The sequence below is a fragment of the Lactobacillus sp. W8093 genome, assembly GCF_016100925.1.
GTDB lineage: Bacteria > Bacillota > Bacilli > Lactobacillales > Lactobacillaceae > Lactobacillus > Lactobacillus helsingborgensis.
This window is the reverse complement of sequence record NZ_JACFRL010000012.1, coordinates 41,609-58,776: the sequence shown is the minus strand read 5'-3', so window position 1 is coordinate 58,776 and position 17,168 is coordinate 41,609. Positions and strand designations below refer to the sequence as shown.

19 protein-coding genes and 1 riboswitch are annotated in these 17,168 nt (G+C 36.2%); of the genes, 14 read left to right on the top strand and 5 right to left on the bottom strand.

Annotated elements, in window-relative coordinates:
* Positions 1-6 precede the first annotated feature (6 nt).
* The 3 genes from smpB to H3T47_RS08545 all read left to right on the top strand — a co-directional run bounded on the left by smpB (position 7) and on the right by H3T47_RS08545 (position 3,019).
* Positions 7-465, top strand: a complete 459-nt coding sequence (gene smpB, locus H3T47_RS08555) for an SsrA-binding protein SmpB (protein ID WP_109918101.1) — start codon at positions 7-9, stop codon at positions 463-465.
* A gap of 459 nt (positions 466-924) precedes the next feature.
* On the top strand, positions 925-1,581 hold the full coding sequence (locus H3T47_RS08550; RefSeq protein WP_199283182.1) for a nitroreductase: 657 nt from the start codon (positions 925-927) through the stop codon (positions 1,579-1,581).
* A gap of 91 nt (positions 1,582-1,672) precedes the next feature.
* Positions 1,673-3,019, top strand: a complete 1,347-nt coding sequence (locus H3T47_RS08545) for a hemolysin family protein (RefSeq protein ID WP_199283181.1) — start codon at positions 1,673-1,675, stop codon at positions 3,017-3,019.
* A 39-nt stretch (positions 3,020-3,058) separates the two neighbouring features.
* On the opposite strand, the gene hpt is transcribed toward H3T47_RS08545, so the two are convergent.
* Positions 3,059-3,628, bottom strand: coding sequence for a hypoxanthine phosphoribosyltransferase (gene hpt / locus H3T47_RS08540; protein ID WP_187159236.1), 570 nt, complete (start codon positions 3,626-3,628; stop codon positions 3,059-3,061).
* A gap of 241 nt (positions 3,629-3,869) precedes the next feature.
* On the opposite strand from hpt, the gene H3T47_RS08535 reads away from it, so the two are divergent.
* Complete coding sequence (locus H3T47_RS08535) at positions 3,870-4,952, top strand: M42 family metallopeptidase (protein ID WP_038521577.1); 1,083 nt, start codon at positions 3,870-3,872, stop codon at positions 4,950-4,952.
* Between the two features lie 72 nt (positions 4,953-5,024).
* Positions 5,025-5,114: riboswitch (TPP riboswitch) on the top strand.
* A gap of 41 nt (positions 5,115-5,155) precedes the next feature.
* Positions 5,156-5,734 (top strand): ECF transporter S component, encoded by a 579-nt coding sequence (locus tag H3T47_RS08530; protein ID WP_046326819.1) that lies wholly within the window; start codon positions 5,156-5,158, stop codon positions 5,732-5,734.
* A 93-nt stretch (positions 5,735-5,827) separates the two neighbouring features.
* Here H3T47_RS08530 and udk read toward each other — a convergent pair whose 3' ends face one another.
* The gene (gene udk / locus H3T47_RS08525; RefSeq protein ID WP_109918106.1) at positions 5,828-6,469 is read right to left on the bottom strand and encodes a uridine kinase; all 642 of its coding nucleotides are present in this window, start codon (positions 6,467-6,469) and stop codon (positions 5,828-5,830) included.
* 263 nt (positions 6,470-6,732) lie between these two features.
* Here udk and H3T47_RS08520 point away from each other — a divergent pair, with 263 nt between their 5' ends.
* From H3T47_RS08520 to H3T47_RS08510, 3 genes are all read left to right on the top strand, one after another.
* A complete protein-coding gene (locus H3T47_RS08520; protein ID WP_199283180.1) occupies positions 6,733-6,909 on the top strand; it encodes a hypothetical protein in 177 nt (58 codons plus the stop codon).
* Between the two features lie 85 nt (positions 6,910-6,994).
* A complete protein-coding gene (locus tag H3T47_RS08515) occupies positions 6,995-7,330 on the top strand; it encodes a PTS sugar transporter subunit IIB (RefSeq protein ID WP_038521596.1) in 336 nt (111 codons plus the stop codon).
* Positions 7,331-7,341: 11 nt separating this feature from the next.
* A complete protein-coding gene (locus H3T47_RS08510; protein ID WP_038521599.1) occupies positions 7,342-7,713 on the top strand; it encodes a PTS lactose/cellobiose transporter subunit IIA in 372 nt (123 codons plus the stop codon).
* 50 nt (positions 7,714-7,763) lie between these two features.
* Here the strand turns inward: H3T47_RS08510 and H3T47_RS08505 are convergent, their stop codons facing one another.
* Entirely contained in the window at positions 7,764-9,209 is a 1,446-nt protein-coding gene (locus H3T47_RS08505) for a 6-phospho-beta-glucosidase (RefSeq protein ID WP_199283179.1), read from the bottom strand.
* 232 nt (positions 9,210-9,441) lie between these two features.
* On the opposite strand from H3T47_RS08505, the gene H3T47_RS08500 reads away from it, so the two are divergent.
* From H3T47_RS08500 to H3T47_RS08480, 5 genes are all read left to right on the top strand, one after another.
* Positions 9,442-10,023, top strand: a complete 582-nt coding sequence (locus H3T47_RS08500; protein WP_199283178.1) for a hypothetical protein — start codon at positions 9,442-9,444, stop codon at positions 10,021-10,023.
* A gap of 110 nt (positions 10,024-10,133) precedes the next feature.
* Positions 10,134-10,604 (top strand): DNA starvation/stationary phase protection protein, encoded by a 471-nt coding sequence (locus H3T47_RS08495; protein ID WP_046326825.1) that lies wholly within the window; start codon positions 10,134-10,136, stop codon positions 10,602-10,604.
* Positions 10,605-10,719: 115 nt separating this feature from the next.
* Positions 10,720-11,412, top strand: coding sequence for a ribose-5-phosphate isomerase RpiA (rpiA, locus tag H3T47_RS08490; RefSeq protein ID WP_199283177.1), 693 nt, complete (start codon positions 10,720-10,722; stop codon positions 11,410-11,412).
* A gap of 110 nt (positions 11,413-11,522) precedes the next feature.
* On the top strand, positions 11,523-12,446 hold the full coding sequence (locus tag H3T47_RS08485; protein WP_199283176.1) for a nucleoside hydrolase: 924 nt from the start codon (positions 11,523-11,525) through the stop codon (positions 12,444-12,446).
* Between the two features lie 8 nt (positions 12,447-12,454).
* The gene (locus H3T47_RS08480; protein WP_199283175.1) at positions 12,455-13,180 is read left to right on the top strand and encodes a GntR family transcriptional regulator; all 726 of its coding nucleotides are present in this window, start codon (positions 12,455-12,457) and stop codon (positions 13,178-13,180) included.
* Between the two features lie 51 nt (positions 13,181-13,231).
* Here the strand turns inward: H3T47_RS08480 and H3T47_RS08475 are convergent, their stop codons facing one another.
* Complete coding sequence (locus tag H3T47_RS08475) at positions 13,232-13,600, bottom strand: bacteriocin immunity protein (protein ID WP_199283174.1); 369 nt, start codon at positions 13,598-13,600, stop codon at positions 13,232-13,234.
* Positions 13,601-13,604: 4 nt separating this feature from the next.
* Positions 13,605-14,369, bottom strand: a complete 765-nt coding sequence (locus H3T47_RS08470) for a DeoR/GlpR family DNA-binding transcription regulator (protein ID WP_046326830.1) — start codon at positions 14,367-14,369, stop codon at positions 13,605-13,607.
* Positions 14,370-14,653: 284 nt separating this feature from the next.
* On the opposite strand from H3T47_RS08470, the gene H3T47_RS08465 reads away from it, so the two are divergent.
* Entirely contained in the window at positions 14,654-17,056 is a 2,403-nt protein-coding gene (locus tag H3T47_RS08465) for a phosphoketolase family protein (protein ID WP_199283173.1), read from the top strand.
* Positions 17,057-17,168 lie beyond the last annotated feature (112 nt).

Genomic DNA, 17,168 nt, shown 5'->3' with positions numbered 1-17,168 from the left:
GAAAAATTGAAAAAAGAACAAAATGATAATTTAATTGCTCAAAACAAGAAAGCACACCATGATTATTTTATAAAAGATACCTATGAAGCGGGAATTGCTTTAACGGGAACTGAAATTAAATCTGTGCGAGCACGACGTATTAATTTACGCGACGGCTATGTGCAAATTATTAATGGTTCAGCCTTCTTAGAGAATGTTCATATTAGTGAATATAAGCAAGGTAATCGTTATAATCATGAGCCTTTACGCAGTAGAAGATTACTTTTGCATAAAAAAGAAATTGCCCGTCTAGCTAAAGATCAGTCTGCCCGCGGAATCGCGATCATTCCTTTAAAAGTTTATTTAAAACATGGTTTTGCCAAGGTTCTGATTGGTGTTGGTCAGGGAAAGAAAAAATATGACAAACGAGAAACCATTAAGAGGCGAGATCAAGATCGTGAATTGCGACGACGTTATAAAATATAAATAAACGGTTTAATTAGATTCTAGTTGAACTGTTTTTTAATTTTCTAAATGATCAATACTTAACAACATGCTGAATTTTAAGGCCAAAATAGTAAATTCAGCTTGCTTAATAGCGGTTTCATCATGCGATATTAAAGGTAATTATTGTGATTTATTTATTAAAGTTGGCAGATAAAAAAGCAAAAAGTTAAAAAATTTATGTTATCTTTACTAAATACCTTTGCAATATTGCCTATAATTTATTAATATTATTAATGTGTATATGACTGATTTTATTAGATTGTAATGCTTAAATGTAATGCTTAAATTTGTAACTTTAGGTGAAGCGTAAACAAGTGAGTATTTGAAAATAGAGTTTTTTTTGATTATTTCTACCTGTATTTGAAATTCTAGAGAAATTTTGTTTGAAAAGTAGGGTATTTTGTAATGCTCTTTTTATATGTAAGGATTTGAATCGGAATGGAATTTAATAATGTATATAACCATGAAAGGGTTACTCGCAAGTTTACTAGTAGAAAAGTTAATGAAAAGTTACTTGCCAAAATTATCAAAAAAGCGCAGCTTTCCCCGTCACTACTTAATTCACAGCCCTGGAAGGTCTATATGATAACGGGTGATGCCCTAGATGCTTTAAAAAAGGAAGTAAAGGCTCAGATTGATAATAATGTTGAGCCTCATGAAGATTTCGTTAAAATGTTATCGCTAGATTGGGATTCTTATCCTAGTCAAAATATGGCTGCAGTCGGTGCATCACAACCTTATTTTTTTAATAATAAGATGGAACTCTTTTCCGAAGCTAATGATAACATGTTTAACGCTCAGGACATTGCCTTTCTTACTATTCCCAGAACATCTCCGGTTTGGTCTGTTTATGATTTAGGTATTTTTTCTCAAAGTATAATGTTGCTGGCACTTAATGCCGGATTAGCAATTATGCCGGCACACTCAATGGTGTCATATCCGGAATTAGTCCGCAAATACGGCAAAATTCCAGAAGATGAATTGGTAGGCATGGCAATTGGACTGGGCTATCAGGACAATGCTGCTGAAGTGAATGACCCCAAGTTTTATCCGGACCGTTTGCCTTTTGAAAAAATATACAAATTAGTTAAATAGAGAAGTAATTTATTAAAATAAAGCGCTATTAATGATAAAATGTTAAATAAGAAATTTAAAAGGTGATAATTAATTAAAGGTGATATAAATTTTGAGTACGTCCCAAATAGTTACTAATCTAATAGCAACTTTAGTGATCTTTGTTTTTGCGGCTTTCTTTGTAGCTGCAGAATTTGCTTTGGTTCAAACAAGACCAAGCCAACTTGAGGATATGTTGTCGAATAAGATCGGCAGCCAGCGCAAAGTAAAGCGCGCTTTGCATATGACCCATAATTTAAATGAATATCTCTCTACCACCCAAGTAGGTACAACTTTGGTCGGAGTTGTTTTAGGCTGGTTTTCAGCTGATACTTTGGCTGCTTTGTTTGAACGGGCGTTTAATATGATGGAGCTTAATCATTCAGTTATCCGTTCAATCAGTGCAATATTAGGGGTAATCTTTCTGACTTATTTAGAAGTTGTAGTTACTGAAATTGTTCCCAAGAACATTGCAATTGATATGCCAGTAAAAATATTGCTTAATATTGTTACTCCGCTACAATTATTTCATACTTTAGTTTATCCTTTTGTTTGGTTGCTCAATACCAGCTCAAACGGCTTACTAAAGATGTTAGGTTTTGATCCAGCTGATGAGGAAAATCAAGTATATTCCCAGTCAGAAATAATTAAATTATCTCGTAAGGCTGTCCACGGCGGCTCTCTTGATAAAAACGATTTAACCTACATGAAGCGTGCCTTCGAGCTGAACGATAAGATTGCCAAAGACATCATGACTGATAGAACCCGTTTAGTTGTCATTAATTCAACGGATACTATTAAACAGGCGTTAAAGTTGTATCTTGATGAGGGACAAAGCAGGATTCCCGTTGTTCGAGATAACAATAAGGATGATATTGTAGGATACGTTTATGCGTTCGATGTTGTTCAGCAGAGTAAGATTGATGAGCAAGTCCCTGTCACTCGTATTATTCGCACGATGATCACGGTACCAGAGTCAATGCCTATTCAGGATATTCTGCAGTTAATGATTAAGAAACATACGCCCATTGTATTGGTTGTAGATGAATACGGTGGTACCAGCGGTATTGTCACAGATAAAGATATCTACGAAGAATTATTTGGAACTGTAAAAGACGAAATTGATGATGTTTCTGATGACTATATAATCAAGGACAAGCAAAATAATATCCATGTTTCTGGTAAAACTACTCTTTATGATTTTGCCCGTTATTTTAGAACGGACATCAAGAGTTTTCAGGATAGCGATATTATAACTATTGGTGGTTATATGATGGAGCATTATCCTAATCTCAAAAAAGGCGATAAAGTTGAGTTGGAGAACTTTGAGTTTAAACTTGACGATATTGAGCAGGGCTTTATGCGTTGGTTTATTGTTAAAGACCTAGGCAAAAAAGCAGAAGCCCCAAAAGAAGAATAGGACGTTAAAAAGGAGTTGACGTAATGCCAACTCCTTTTTTTATTTATTATTAACTAATTTAATAATTTCGGGTTTTAGTACACCAATGTAACGCAAGTTACGGTAATAATTCATAAAGTCTAAACCATAACCTACAACAAACTCATTGCCAACTTTTGAACCATAATATTCGACTTCAACGTCACTTGTCCTATTGGCTTCTTTATTAAGCAAAACGCAACACTTGACACTTTTAGCTCCGCGTTTTTTGAGCAAATTCTTCATGTATTCCAATGTAAGACCGGTGTCAACAATATCTTCAACAATTAAAACGTCACGATCTTTAACATCAGCAGCCAAATCTGAAATAAGTTTAACTTCTCCAGATGATTCCATTTCATCGCCATAGCTGGAAACATCAAGAAAATCAATTTCCGCTTTGACATCCATTTCTCTAACCAAATCGGTTAAAAAGAAAATAGCTCCCTTAAGTGCACCTACAATTAAAGGCTTCTTACCAGCATAGTCAGCAGTAAGCTGTTTGCCCAGCTTAACACACATATTATGGATGTCTTCTTCAGTAAACAATTTGTGATCAATAATATTATTAATGTTGTCGGTTTTTGGCATTTATCTACCCTTCATTTAAAACAATCTAAATTCCTAATAAATTTGATTATATCATTTTTTGGTCAAAAAAACAGATTATTTTTGTCAATTTACGTAATTTATGGAGCTAATTACGTACAAAAAGTATATATATTGTTAAAAGCAGTAGGATTATTTGCAAATCAACTTAAAGCACTAGTTTAATTAACTGTGACTTTGGTACAATGAAAGATAAGATATTTTAAGTGAAAGGCCGAATAAAATGGATAAAAAACAAGAAATAAAGATGCTTAAAGCTTTTTCAAACGCTAATTCAACATCAGGATTTGAAGAGGAATTTGTTAAGCTTTTTACTGAAACTGTACATGACTTTGCTAATGTCAAGGTTGACGGCATGCTCAATGTGTATGCCAGTAAAAAAGAGAATAAGCCGGATCGACCAGTTATCCAGCTTGATGCGCACTCTGACGCTGTCGGCTTTATTACGCAAGCAGTTCGTCCCAACGGAATGATTAAGTTTGTACCACTTGGCGGTTGGGTAAAGTATAATATCCCAGCTTTACGCGTTAAGATTAAGAACCGTGCTGGTGAATATGTGCCGGGAGTGGTTGCTACTAAACCACCGCATTTTATGACAGAAGAAGAAAGAAATAATGTCCCTGATGTAGCTGATATGTCAATCGATGTTGGCTCCAGTTCTCGTGCTGAAACTATTAATGACTATCAAATTGACACTGGCTGTCCTATTTTTGTTGATGTGAAGTGTGAATACAATGAAAAAACCGGCTTATTTTTCGGTAAAGACTTTGACGATCGCTTTGGCGCTGCTGCCATGGCAGATGTCCTTGATAATTTAAACGGTGAAGAAACCGATTTTAATGTCGTAGCGGCACTTTCAAGTCAGGAAGAAGTTGGTTTGCGCGGAGCTTATGTGACTGCCAGAGCTATCAAGCCAGATTTAGCAATTGTCCTTGAATCATGCCCAGCAGATGATACATTTACACCAGATTGGCTGTCACAAACAGGATTAAAACGTGGTCCGATGCTGCGTGATATGGATACGTCATTTTTACCAAACCCTAAGTTTCAACAGTATGCTTGTGCTATGGCTGATCAAAATCATATTCCGTATACTCGTTCTGTTAGAACTGGTGGCGGTCAAGATGGTGCTGCGATTTACTATGAAAATGGCGCCCCGACAATTGTTATCGGCATTCCAGTGCGTTATGAACATTCGCCATATTGCTTTAGCGCCTATAGCGATTTTAAAGCTGCTGTTGATCTGACAGTAGCCATTATCCGTGATTTGACTAAGGAAAAATTAGCTAGTTTTAGTCAATTTTAATCAGTCTAAAAAAACTATCTTCAAAATTGACCAGAAAAATTATTTAACTTGTGTTATACTAATAAAAATTAAATAAGTCACTAGGGGTGCCAAAAAGCTGAGAAATACCCTCCGAACCTGAACGGGATAATACCTGCGCTAGGGAAGTGTTCAATTAGTTAATGATGATACTCCTAATGACATGTTAAGTTAGGAGTATTTTTATGTTTACAAGATCATCAAAGTGGAATGTAAAGTCAATCATCTTAATTGCACTGATTGGAATTATTATGGGTGTCATTTATACCTATGGCTTTAATTGGGCATTTAATTTAGTTAAAATGTTACTGGTTCCAACTGGCTTTGCCCCGGTCACAGACACTGTCTTTTCAGGTTTATGGCTTATGGCAGGACCTTTAGCAATGTATTTTGTCCCTACAGTGGGTTCTGGTACAGTTGGCGAATTATTGGCTGCCGTTGTGGAAATGGCAATCGGGGGCCAATGGGGAGCCACAACCATTTTATCAGGAGTTATCCAAGGTGCTACCAATGAAATTGGCTTCTTTCCTAAAAAGGAACGTTACCAAAAATTCACTTGGAAAAGTGTTCTGACTGGTGCATTTTTTGCTTCATTTGGTTGTTTTATACCTTCATATATTTTATACGGCTGGAGCAAGTTCAGCATGCAAGTTCAAATTGTAATGTTTATTACCAATATTATTTCAGCCCTAGTTTTTGACGGAGTTTTGGTTAAATTGATTACTAATTTATTTGACAACGCTTTAAAACCAAAAATTGATTAGTTAATTTGTTAATAAAAAAAGAGTATTGCGAGCAAAGTAACCCCCAAATTTAGGACAAATTTGGGGTCACTTCAAAAAAGCAATTACTCTTTTTTATTTTTCCTTTTGACTTAAAATTGAATGCACCTTTGTAGTTAACATGTCAATTGCCACATCGTTTTTGCCACCTTCAGGTACAATGATATCAGCATAACGCTTAGTGGGTTCTATGAACTGATGATACATGGGCTTGACCGTATTCAAATATTGTTCAATCACTGAATCAATAGAACGACCACGTTCACTTAAGTCCCGCTCTAGTCTTCTAATAAAACGAATATCATCATCTGTATCGACATAGACTTTGATATCCATTAAATCACGTATTTCTTTATTAGCTAAGACTAAAATTCCTTCAAGAATAATAATATCAGCAGGTTCGGTGTGGACAGTTTCTTTGCTGCGAGTATGTTCTTTAAAATCATAAACAGGCATTTCAATGGGTTGATAATTCAAGAGATCACTTAGCTGTTTTCTAAGTAAAGGAACATCAAAGGCGTCAGGATGATCATAGTTAATATTCATCCTCTTACTCATGGGGATGCCGGTGTTATCCTTATAATAAGAATCCTGCGTCATAATTAAAACGTGTTCATCTTCTTGCATTTGAGCAACGATTTTTTGTGCAATGGTAGTTTTTCCGCTGCCTGAGCCACCAGTAATACCAATCACAACAGGCTTTTCAAGTCTAGACATTATGCCACTCCCTTTTTAATCCTTAAACATTTTACTTTACTTTGTCTTTAATTACCAACAGTTAACGTGAATTTACTTATTCTCGCCAATTTTTTAAAAATATGGTTTAAAATGCGACTTAATTTTTATATTATAAAATGTGAAAAAGGTAATATAAGCTAATTAATAGTAGGTGCAAAATGAATGATTTGGCATCATCCGGCTCCTCATTTTAAAAAATTGTTGCGCATTCATTTTTGCAGGGCTTTGAAAGAGACGCTGCCATGCTTACTGCTATTTGCCAGACTAATTTTGATGAGGAAAATTGTGATACATGTAATAAAAGGTTAATTGAAGGCAATGATGAATTATTAGTGGGATTTGACTTAGCCATTGGCGGTAATAATAAAATGGACTGTTCACATCCATTAAAGCTATTATCTTTTTTTATGAAAAAATAATATTCGTATTAGTAAGCGCTATTTTAATAGTGCTATAATGGAGAAGACAAATCATAAGATACATTTTAGGAGGAATAGGATTATTATGGCTGAACAAACAATTATGCTCAACTGCAGTGCAGGAATGAGTACTTCGTTACTAGTAACTAAAATGCAAAAAGCAGCTGAAGAAGAAGGCATTGATGCAAAAATTTTTGCCTGTCCAGCTGCAGAAGCTGATCAGCATATTGAACAAGACGAACTTGATTGTGTATTGCTTGGGCCACAAGTTCGTTATATGGAAGATGACTTTAAAAACAAAGTTAAAGGTAAGGGCAAAGATGGCAAAGATATTCCTCTGGGAGTAATCGAAATGCGTGCGTATGGCATGATGGACGGCAAAACAGTTTTGCAACAGGCTGAAGATTTAATTAATGGTTAAAGGTGGTTGAAATGGCTGAACAAGAAACCTCTGCTCAAAAAGAACAAGAAACATTAGAAGCTGCTATGGGTCTGATTGCAAATGGCGGTAATGCTAAGAGTCTTGCTTTTGAAGCAATTCGGTTAGCTAAAAAAGGTGATATTACTGGAGCCCGTGCCAAGTTAAAGGAATCAGACGAATCTTTGAATGATGCGCATAACTCTCAAACTGGTATGCTTACTAAGGAAGCCCAAGGCGAACATACCAAAGTTACTCTTTTAGTTGTTCATTCACAGGATCACTTGATGAATGCTATCACTTTTAGAGACCTGGCAGGAGAGATAGTTGACCTTTATGAGAAACTTTATCAGGCAAATGCACTGCAAAAAGAATCTCAAAATTAACAAGAACTAATTAAAAAAGTGAAGCTGCATTTGCAGCTCCACTTTTTTTGTTAATTTAAATCTAGACCATTAGTTTTGATTACTTTTTTATACCAGTAAAAAGAATCCTTGCGTGAGCGTTTTAAGGTACCCTGACCAGCATCATTTTTGTCAACATAAATAAAGCCATACCGTTTATCCATTTGTCCTGTTCCTGCAGACACTAAATCAATTGGTCCCCAAGGTAGATAACCCATTAAATCTACGCCGTCCATTGCAACTGCCTTTTCCATTTCTGAAATATGTTTTCTTAAATAATCAATTCGATAATCGTCGTGAATAGCGCCATCTTTTTCCACTTTATCGTAAGCCCCCAAGCCGTTCTCAACAATAAATAAAGGTTTATGATACCGATCGGTTAAGTGATTTAAGGCGATTCTTAAGCCTGTAGGATCAATTTCCCAGCCCCAATCGCTTCTTACTAAGGTGGGATTCACGGCTATCGCTTGAGCTAAATCGTTTAATTTATCAGGTTTAACATTCTGGGCTGAAACAGTCGTTGTTTGGTAGTAACTAAATGCAACGTAATCAACTGTACCTTCTTTTAAAACAATTCTGTCTTCATCACTAATGTCAGGACGATAGCCATTTCGTTCAATATAGGCTTCAACTTCTTGGGGATATTCACCAAAGACATGAACGTCAGAGAACCAGTCACGGCGTTGTTCGAACTTATCAGCTAGCAGCACATCATCTGAAGAAGGTGTTAGTGGTCTAACTGGCGAATAATTAATCATACAACCGATTTGAAAATCAGGATTGATCTTATGACCAATTTTAACAGCTAAAGCCGAAGCAACTAACTCATAGTGAGCTGCTTGGTACATCGCCGCTTCTTTTTCCTTGTCACTCATACCATCGAGAATAATTCCAGAATTGGTAGCCATCAAAAAATCTTCGGTATAAGCTGACTGGTTATCAATTTCGTTAAAAGTCATCCAGTACTTAACCTTATTCCGATAACGTTTAAAACAAACTGTCGCAAAGCGGACAAAGTAATCAATTAATTTACGATTAGTAAAGCCATTGTATTTTTTTACTAAATTAAAAGGAATTTCAAAGTGAGATAAGGTAATTACCGGCTCAATACCATAGTGGTGGCAAGTATCAAACAAGTCGTCATAAAACTTTAGACCTGCTTCATTGGGCTTTTCATCATCGCCATTAGGAAAAATTCTAGTCCACGCAATAGAAGTTCTGAAGGCTTTAAATCCCATTTCTGCCATCAATTTAATATCTTCTTGATAGTGATGATAAAAGTCTATGGCACTGTGATTAGGGTAATTTTTGCCGGTAATGACACCGTCTGTAATTTCACGTGGTTGAGTGGCAGAGCCAACTGTCATCACGTCAGCTATTGACATGCCCTTACCGTCTTCGTTCCATGCACCTTCTAATTGATGAGCAGCAACGGCACCACCCCATAAAAATCCGTCTGGCATTTTGGCTGAAAACATTTTTATCTCCCCTTATCCAATATGATAGCGTTAACAAAAATATTTTATAACAAATAATCTTTTTGCACCAGTTATTCTGAACATACAAAGCTCCAGTTATTTTAAATATGATAATTTTATTTATTAGTTCTTGCAGAAAATGCAAAAAAGTAATGTTAGAGCTTTCAAAAAAATTAAAAAGGGATTAAAATAATAGTGAATTGAAATTTAGTTTTTAGGAGGGATGGTAATTATGTTTACTTTTGGTAAAAAGATGAACTTTTGGCCTTTATCTTTATCTTTAGGCTTATCTGTATTTATTGGTTTAGCCTTCTGCCTTCTTTTTAATTTTGTTGCACCTAATTTGATTTTATGGTCATTATTACCTGCAGTCCTATTTTTTATATTAATGGTGGCAGTATATTACCCGTTAATTCTACAGTACGGCTATAATTATTATGAGATTTCACAGGACCAGATTAAATATTATGATTTTAGTAATTACTGGCAAAAGGTGATGATGGTCTTTAAAGGACCTGCTAGTCCTATGAAGGCAGTTCCAATGAGCAGCATTAAGAGCGCTAAGCGGTATGGAAAAGAAGATCTCACACAACTTCCTGCTCTAGCAGCTGATTTTGTTTTTATTGGTCTTTTTGCCGGGAAAATGGCTACAATTAAAAATGCTTATGGCATTGAACTAGAACTTGATAATGGTGACAAACTGCATATTTCTACAGCTAGAGAAAAAGCCGATCATCATGATCAGGGAATTGAAAAAACTCATGAGGCTTTACACCTAATTAAGCACAATATTGCTATGGGTCAGTTTGCTTAAATCAGAGTGATTGAATAATAAAAATTATAAAACAATATTTTAGTATTAATAGCGCTTACTCGCTATAATAAAAGTGTAACAATATTAAGTAATTTTGGAGGCACTTTTATATGAAATATCCAAAGACTAAAGAAGTTTTAAACCAACTGGTTGCTGATTTGACACAATTACATATGGTTGTGCATCAACATCACTGGTATATGCGTGGCAACCGCTTTTTGAAGTTGCACCCATATTTAGACAAAGTAATGGACGAATTAGCCGATCAGTTGGATGAAGTTTCTGAACGTTTGATTACTCTAGATGGCTCTCCAGTTTCAACATTAAGTGAAATCGCTGCAAAGACTAAAATTCCTGATGAAAAAGGAAATTGGAATGAAACCATTGATGAGCGGTACCAAAAGATTATTGACGGCTATCATTATCTTGATCAGCTTTATGAAGAAGGTATCAAGGTTAGTGATGAAGAAGGAGATTACTCCACTAATGATTTGTTAACCGGCTTCCATTCAGACGTTGAAAAGCGGATCTGGATGATGTCAGGTGAAATTAATAAAGCTCCAGAACTTGATCCAGAATAATTTTGATGAGAAAGCAGTTATAATAACTGCTTTTTTTGTGTCTTCATTTAGTTTTCTTTTTGCTATAATGAATTTAATTTAACATTCGTTTAATTATTTAGAGAAAGCAAGGATCATGGATAAAGAAGAACAAGATAAATTAAAAAAGCAGGCAGCAGTTAGAGCAGCAGGCTTGGTTAAGTCTGGTATGAAGTTAGGCGTGGGAACCGGTTCAACTGTAGCCTTTCTAATTGATGAGTTGGGTAGGCGCAGAAAAGAAGAAGGACTTAAGTTAAAGGCGGTTGTCACCACTTCAAGTAGAAGCAAAAAACAAATGGAAGAATGGGGTTTTAAGGTAGACGAATTATCATCTGTTACTAAACTTGACTTGACCATTGACGGTGCTGATAGGTTAGCTGCCAATTTTGATGGTATTAAAGGTGGTGGCGGAGCTTTGACTATGGAAAAGAACGTAGCTGTTAATTCGCAAAAAGTAGTCTGGATTGTTGATGAATCAAAAGTCGTAGACCGCCTCGGTGGTTTTCCGTTGCCAGTTGAAGTATTGCCAATTTCTTGTGAACAAAATTTTCAGCGTTTTAAAAACGCAGGCTTAAACCCGCAATGGCGTATGTCGGGGAAAGAACGCTTGATAACGCATTATGGTAACTATATTGTAGATTTAAATGTTGATCCGGTGCCTGTTCCGGAAGGATTAGCCGCTTATCTTGATCACACGGTAGGTGTTGTGGAACATGGACTTTTCCTAGACATGTGCGAGGAAGCAATTATTGCACATTCTGATGGCACAATAGAAGATCGTCAAAAATAAAATTTAGGGACTAACTTGAACTGCTTTAACGAGTTAGTCTTTTTTTTGCCAGCAAGTAATGCTTAAATTTGGTATCATTATTCTATAACTATTTTAAAAGAAGGATACTTATGTTAAAAAAACCATTGATAATTAGTACTGATCCGGGAATTGATGACGTAGTGGCACTAACTATTGCCTTATTTTCGCAAAAGCTAGACGTGAAATTAATAGCTGCTACTTGGGGCAATGTTCCTCTCGCAAAAACCTTGGCAAATTCATTAAAATTAGAAGCATTTTTAGGTACAAAAGTACCAGTGGTAAGTGGTGCGGTAAGACCGTTATTGCGTAACCAGATAGATGCTTCCGATGTTCATGGAAAAAGTGGTCTGGCTGGATTTGATTTCCCTGAACCAGACAAGACCTTATTAAAACCGGGAATCGCTGCAGAAGCTATTCATGATGTAGTCAAAAGGAGCGCTGAAAAGGTAACCTTAATGCAGATAGGGCCAGCAACTGATTTTGCGCTCTATTTCAGGCAGTTTCCAGAAGATCTGCCTAAAATTGAACAATTGGTAATAATGGGTGGTGCTATTGGCCGCGGTAATTGGGGTCCTTATGCAGAGTATAATGTTGCAGGCGACCCAGAAGCAGCTCAGATAGTTTTCTCAAGTGGTGTCAAAATTTTACTTGCACCTCTTGAATTAGGACATCAGGCATATATCACGCAGGCCACTCTGGAAAGAATTAAAAATACGGGTAAAATTGGTGATATGTTGTATCGTATTATGACCAATTTACATGATCATACGGATAGTAATGGCCGTGAAGTGTATGATGCTTTGGCGGCGGGGATGTTAATCAAACCTGAAATGTATACTTTTAAGCCAGCCTATGTTGTAGTAGATACGAAGAGCCCTAATGCTTATGGCGCATCGATGATTGATTTTGACGGCTTTTTTGACCAACCAACTAATGCTCAGGTGGGTGTTAAGATTAATCAAGAAAAATTCGCCGAGTGGCTTGTTGCTGAAATTGAAAAAGCTGATAACTGAGGTAAAAAATGGCAGATTTTGTTTATCGCACAGTGATGCGTGATATTAAACAAAAAATTTTAGATAATAAATATGATGGCATGCGTCTTCCAGATGAACGGAGTCTTGCTGAGCATTATCAAGTTAGCCGCTCATCAATGAAAAGAGCGATGGAACTTTTGTCTCAACAGGGAATTGTTTTTAAAAAACGTGGTAGTGGCACTTTCATCAACCCTTTGTATTTAAAAAATCAATCTCTGTTTCGTTATGAAGGCTCAAACTTAGGTTTGACTGATAGTCTTAAGGTTCCGGGTAAAAAGCAGGGTATCAGGCTGCTTGATTTTAATGTCATTAAAGCGCCATCAAGTATCGCGCAAGATTTATTTCTTAAAGAAAATGATTTTGTTTATGAATTCAAAAGACTGCGTTTTTTAGATCAACAACCTTTTTTAATTGAAACAGGTTATTTGCCTATTAAAATTGTTCCCGAACTAAAACCGGAGCACTTGCAAAAGTCGCTCTTTAATTATTTAGAAGATTCGCAAAATAAGGTCGTAACTAAAGCCTTTCTCAATATTACGGTGGAACCGTCAAATGATGAAGACCAGAGTCGACTCAAATTAAGAGCAAACGAACCAGTGGGAGTAATGGAAGGTATTTTCTTTTTGGATGATGGTACGCCTTTTGAGGTATCGACAATGCGTATTCATTACCAATACATGCGTTTTAATACCTTTGTTAATTTAAATAAATAAAAAAGCAGGCTTTTGCCTGCTTTTTAGATACATTCTATAAAAAGAAAAAATTTAATATGTGCGAAATTGCTGCATGTCTGTGATAGGTCCAGAATAGACGAAATTCAGATCGATGTGCTTAGTCTTGTCACTGATATTATTCAATAGTTTTTGTTGAAAGGAAGTTAGATGTAAATGCTGCAATACAACTCGTGACTGAATATACATGACTAATTTACCAGCATATGCCAGTGGATGATCGTGACTATCAAATTTACGCATCACGAGTCCTACGGCATCACGAATTTGCTTATATTTGGTAATATTTAATTCATTATAAATATTATCAAAGAAACTATTATAAAACAGATCTAAGTCCTGATACACATCTGCAATCAATTTGTCATTCTTATTTGAGCAATTGTTAAAAAATTTAAGCATAGCCTCACTTCCTTAAGACCGAAATAAACTGAGTATTCGGCGCAAAATGTTCTTTTATCTTCTGAGCCAAAGGTTCATCAGTAATAACTACATCAACCTGACTTAAAGGAATTGACATAAAAGGAGAAGTATTTTGACTATTGAATTTGTATTTTTCAGCTACAACCACAACTTGTTTTGCTCTAGATGCTGCAACCCTGATTAACTCTGAATCGCTCATTCTAGTGAGATAGATGCCATCACTTTTAACATTTGAAGTACCTATAAAAGCCGTGTTGAATGTCATACGTCTTAAAGTATCAAGCGAAGTGACAGAGTAGTTAAACCTATGTTCTTTATCAACTTTGCCCCCTAGAAGTCGAACGTTTGGTAATTTAGATTGCATTAATGCCAAAGAATTATCTATGGAATTAGTAACTATTTGCAAGTCCATGCCGTTAATTAACTCACATAGCTTTTTCAAAATGGTAGATGGGCCAATGAAATCGAACTGATTGGGGTGAACAAATTTTTGAGCCTTCTGAGCCATCTTGGTTTTAACCGGTGAATCAATAGAGCTTCTAGTTAAAAAATTAGGTACATCATCTTGGTCGACCGCTATTAAGCCACCATGAACGCGAATGGCTTGTCCAGTTGAAGTTAGCCGCAAAACATCTCGTCGTGCCGTATCAAATGATACATTAAAATAATCCGCTAATTCTCGTGTAATCAAATGATGTTTTTTGTTAAGCAATCGTTTGATTTGTTGAATTCTAGCTTCTTGTGTCATCTTGCTTCTCCCGCTAACAATTTACCATTATTTTTTCTTTTATTTAACGATAATTCAGTATTTCAAATATAATTATCAGTATTTATCAGTATTTGAACATAAAAATGCTGAATAGTAAACCCAAAATGCCTTTTTATAGGGTATAAATTTTTACTTTGAATAAGCATTCACTGATTTTTAAAATTGGAACGAACCAATTTGTAAAATGGTTGAACTAAGATGAAAACTTGCTATAATATGTTTATCAAGTGAATTTTAGCAAACAGTAAAAAGGGAGAATTAAAATGGCAGTTGATTATGATTCAAAAGAATTTTTAAAAAGTGTTGATGCCCACTGGCGTGCCGCAAACTACTTATCTGTTGGTCAGCTCTTTTTGATGAGCAACCCATTATTAAAACATGATTTGCAGGCAAGTGAAGTTAAGCCTAAGCCAATTGGACACTGGGGCACCATTTCACCACAAAACTTTATTTATGCCCATTTAAACAGAGTTATCAAAAAATATGGTCTAAACATGTTCTATATTGAAGGTTCAGGTCACGGCGGCCAAGTGATGGTTTCTAATTCCTACCTTGACGGCTCATATAGTGAACTTTATCCTGAAATTCAACAAGATGAAAAGGGCATGGCTAAACTCTTTAAACGTTTTAGTTTTCCAGGTGGGTCAGCTTCACATGCCGCACCAGAAACTCCTGGTTCCATGCACGAAGGTGGAGAATTAGGCTACTCTCTTTCTCATGGTACAGGTGCAATTTTGGATAATCCTGATGTGATCGCCGCAGTTGAAATTGGTGATGGTGAGGCTGAAACTGGTCCACTTGCAGCCAGCTGGTTTAGTGACAAGTTTATTAATCCGATCAAAGACGGGGCAGTTTTGCCAATTTTGCAAATTAATGGTTTCAAGATTTCAAATCCGACAATTGTTTCCAGAATGTCAGATGAAGAATTGACCAAGTATTTTGAAGGCATGGGCTGGCATCCTTATATTATTTCCGCTTATAACGGTGGCGAGTTTGACGGCTATAAAGATCACATGCAAATTCATGAAGAAATGGCCAAATTAATGGACACTGTAATTGAAGAAATTAAGGCTATTCAAAAGAATGCTCGTGAAAATAATGATGAAACTTTGCCACACTGGCCAATGATCATTTTCCGTGTACCAAAGGGCTGGACAGGTCCAAAGAAGGATCTTGATGGTAACCCAATTGAAAACTCATTTAGAGCTCATCAAATTCCGATTCCAGTTACTCAAGATGATATGGAACATAAAGACATGCTGGTTGATTGGCTTAAGAGTTACAAGCCAGAAGAATTGTTTGATGAAAATGGTGTTCCGACTGAATTGGTAACAGCAGATAACGTTACTGGTGACAGTAGAATGGCTATGAATCCAATCACTAACGCAGGTGGAGAGAAAGCTAAGCGTCTTAGTTTGCCCGATTACCGTAAGTATGCCTTAAAATTTGATCAACCAGGTTCAATTGAGGCTGAAGACATGACGGAATGGGCTAAATATTTAAACGAAATTGCTGAACTTAATCCCGATACTTTCCGTGGTTTTGGACCAGATGAATCTAAGTCTAACCGCTTATTTAAGTTTATTGATGAACAAAAACGGCAATGGGAAAGCTCTGTTCATACACCTAATGATGAAAACTTGGCACCAAGCGGCCGTTTAATTGATTCTCAATTATCAGAACACCAAGCTGAAGGTTGGCTTGAGGGTTACGTTTTATCAGGTCGTCATGGTTTCTTTGCTACTTACGAATCATTTGGTCGGGTAGTTGACTCGATGCTAACTCAGCACATGAAGTGGTTAAGAAAAGCTAAGGAACAGTATTGGCGCAAAGATTACCCATCACTTAACTTTATTGCAACTTCAACTGTGTTCCAACAAGACCATAACGGTTACACTCACCAAGACCCAGGTGTATTGACTCACATGTATGAAAAGAATCGTCCTGATTTAGTTCATGAGTATTTGCCTGCTGATACCAACTCCTTGCTGGCAGTTTCGCAAAAAGCTTTTACAGATCGTGAATGTATCAATATTCTGGTTACTTCTAAACAAGAAAGACCTCAATGGTTCTCAATTGATGAAGCAACTCGTATTGCAAATCACGGCTTATCATATATTGATTGGGCATCAACTGATCAAAATGCCAAACCAGATGTTGTGTTTGCTTCAACTGAAACTGAACCAACAATGGAATCGTTAGCAGCGATCGACCTCTTGCACAAGAGTTTTCCTGATCTCAAACTTCGTTACATCAATGTCATTGATGTGATGAAGTTGATGAATACCAAAGACAATCCGGAAGCAATTTCAGATGCTGAATTTGAGCAATTGTTCCCAAGTGATGTGCCAGTGATTTTTGCATGGCATGGCTATAAAGCGATGATGCAGTCAATCTGGTTTGGCCGCAAACGCAGCAATGTTCATATTCATTGCTATGAAGAAGAAGGAGATATTACTACACCGTTTGACATGCGGGTGGTTAACGAACTTGACAGATTCCACTTGGCAAAAGATGCTATTTTAAGCGTTTCGCGTTATGCAGATAAAAGTGCAGGCTTTGTAGCAGAAATGGACAGATTACTTGCAAAACACCACCAATACATCCGCGACAATGGTAAAGATATGCCTGAAGTTACTGAATGGAAATGGACAGGCTTAAAATAATAACAATTCAAACAAGTAAAAAAGAGTCTGGAAAAAAGCTCTAACATAACTAAAAAGGCTGATAAATCACGTCAATAAAATGTTGATTTGTCGGTCTTTTTAAATTGTGAAA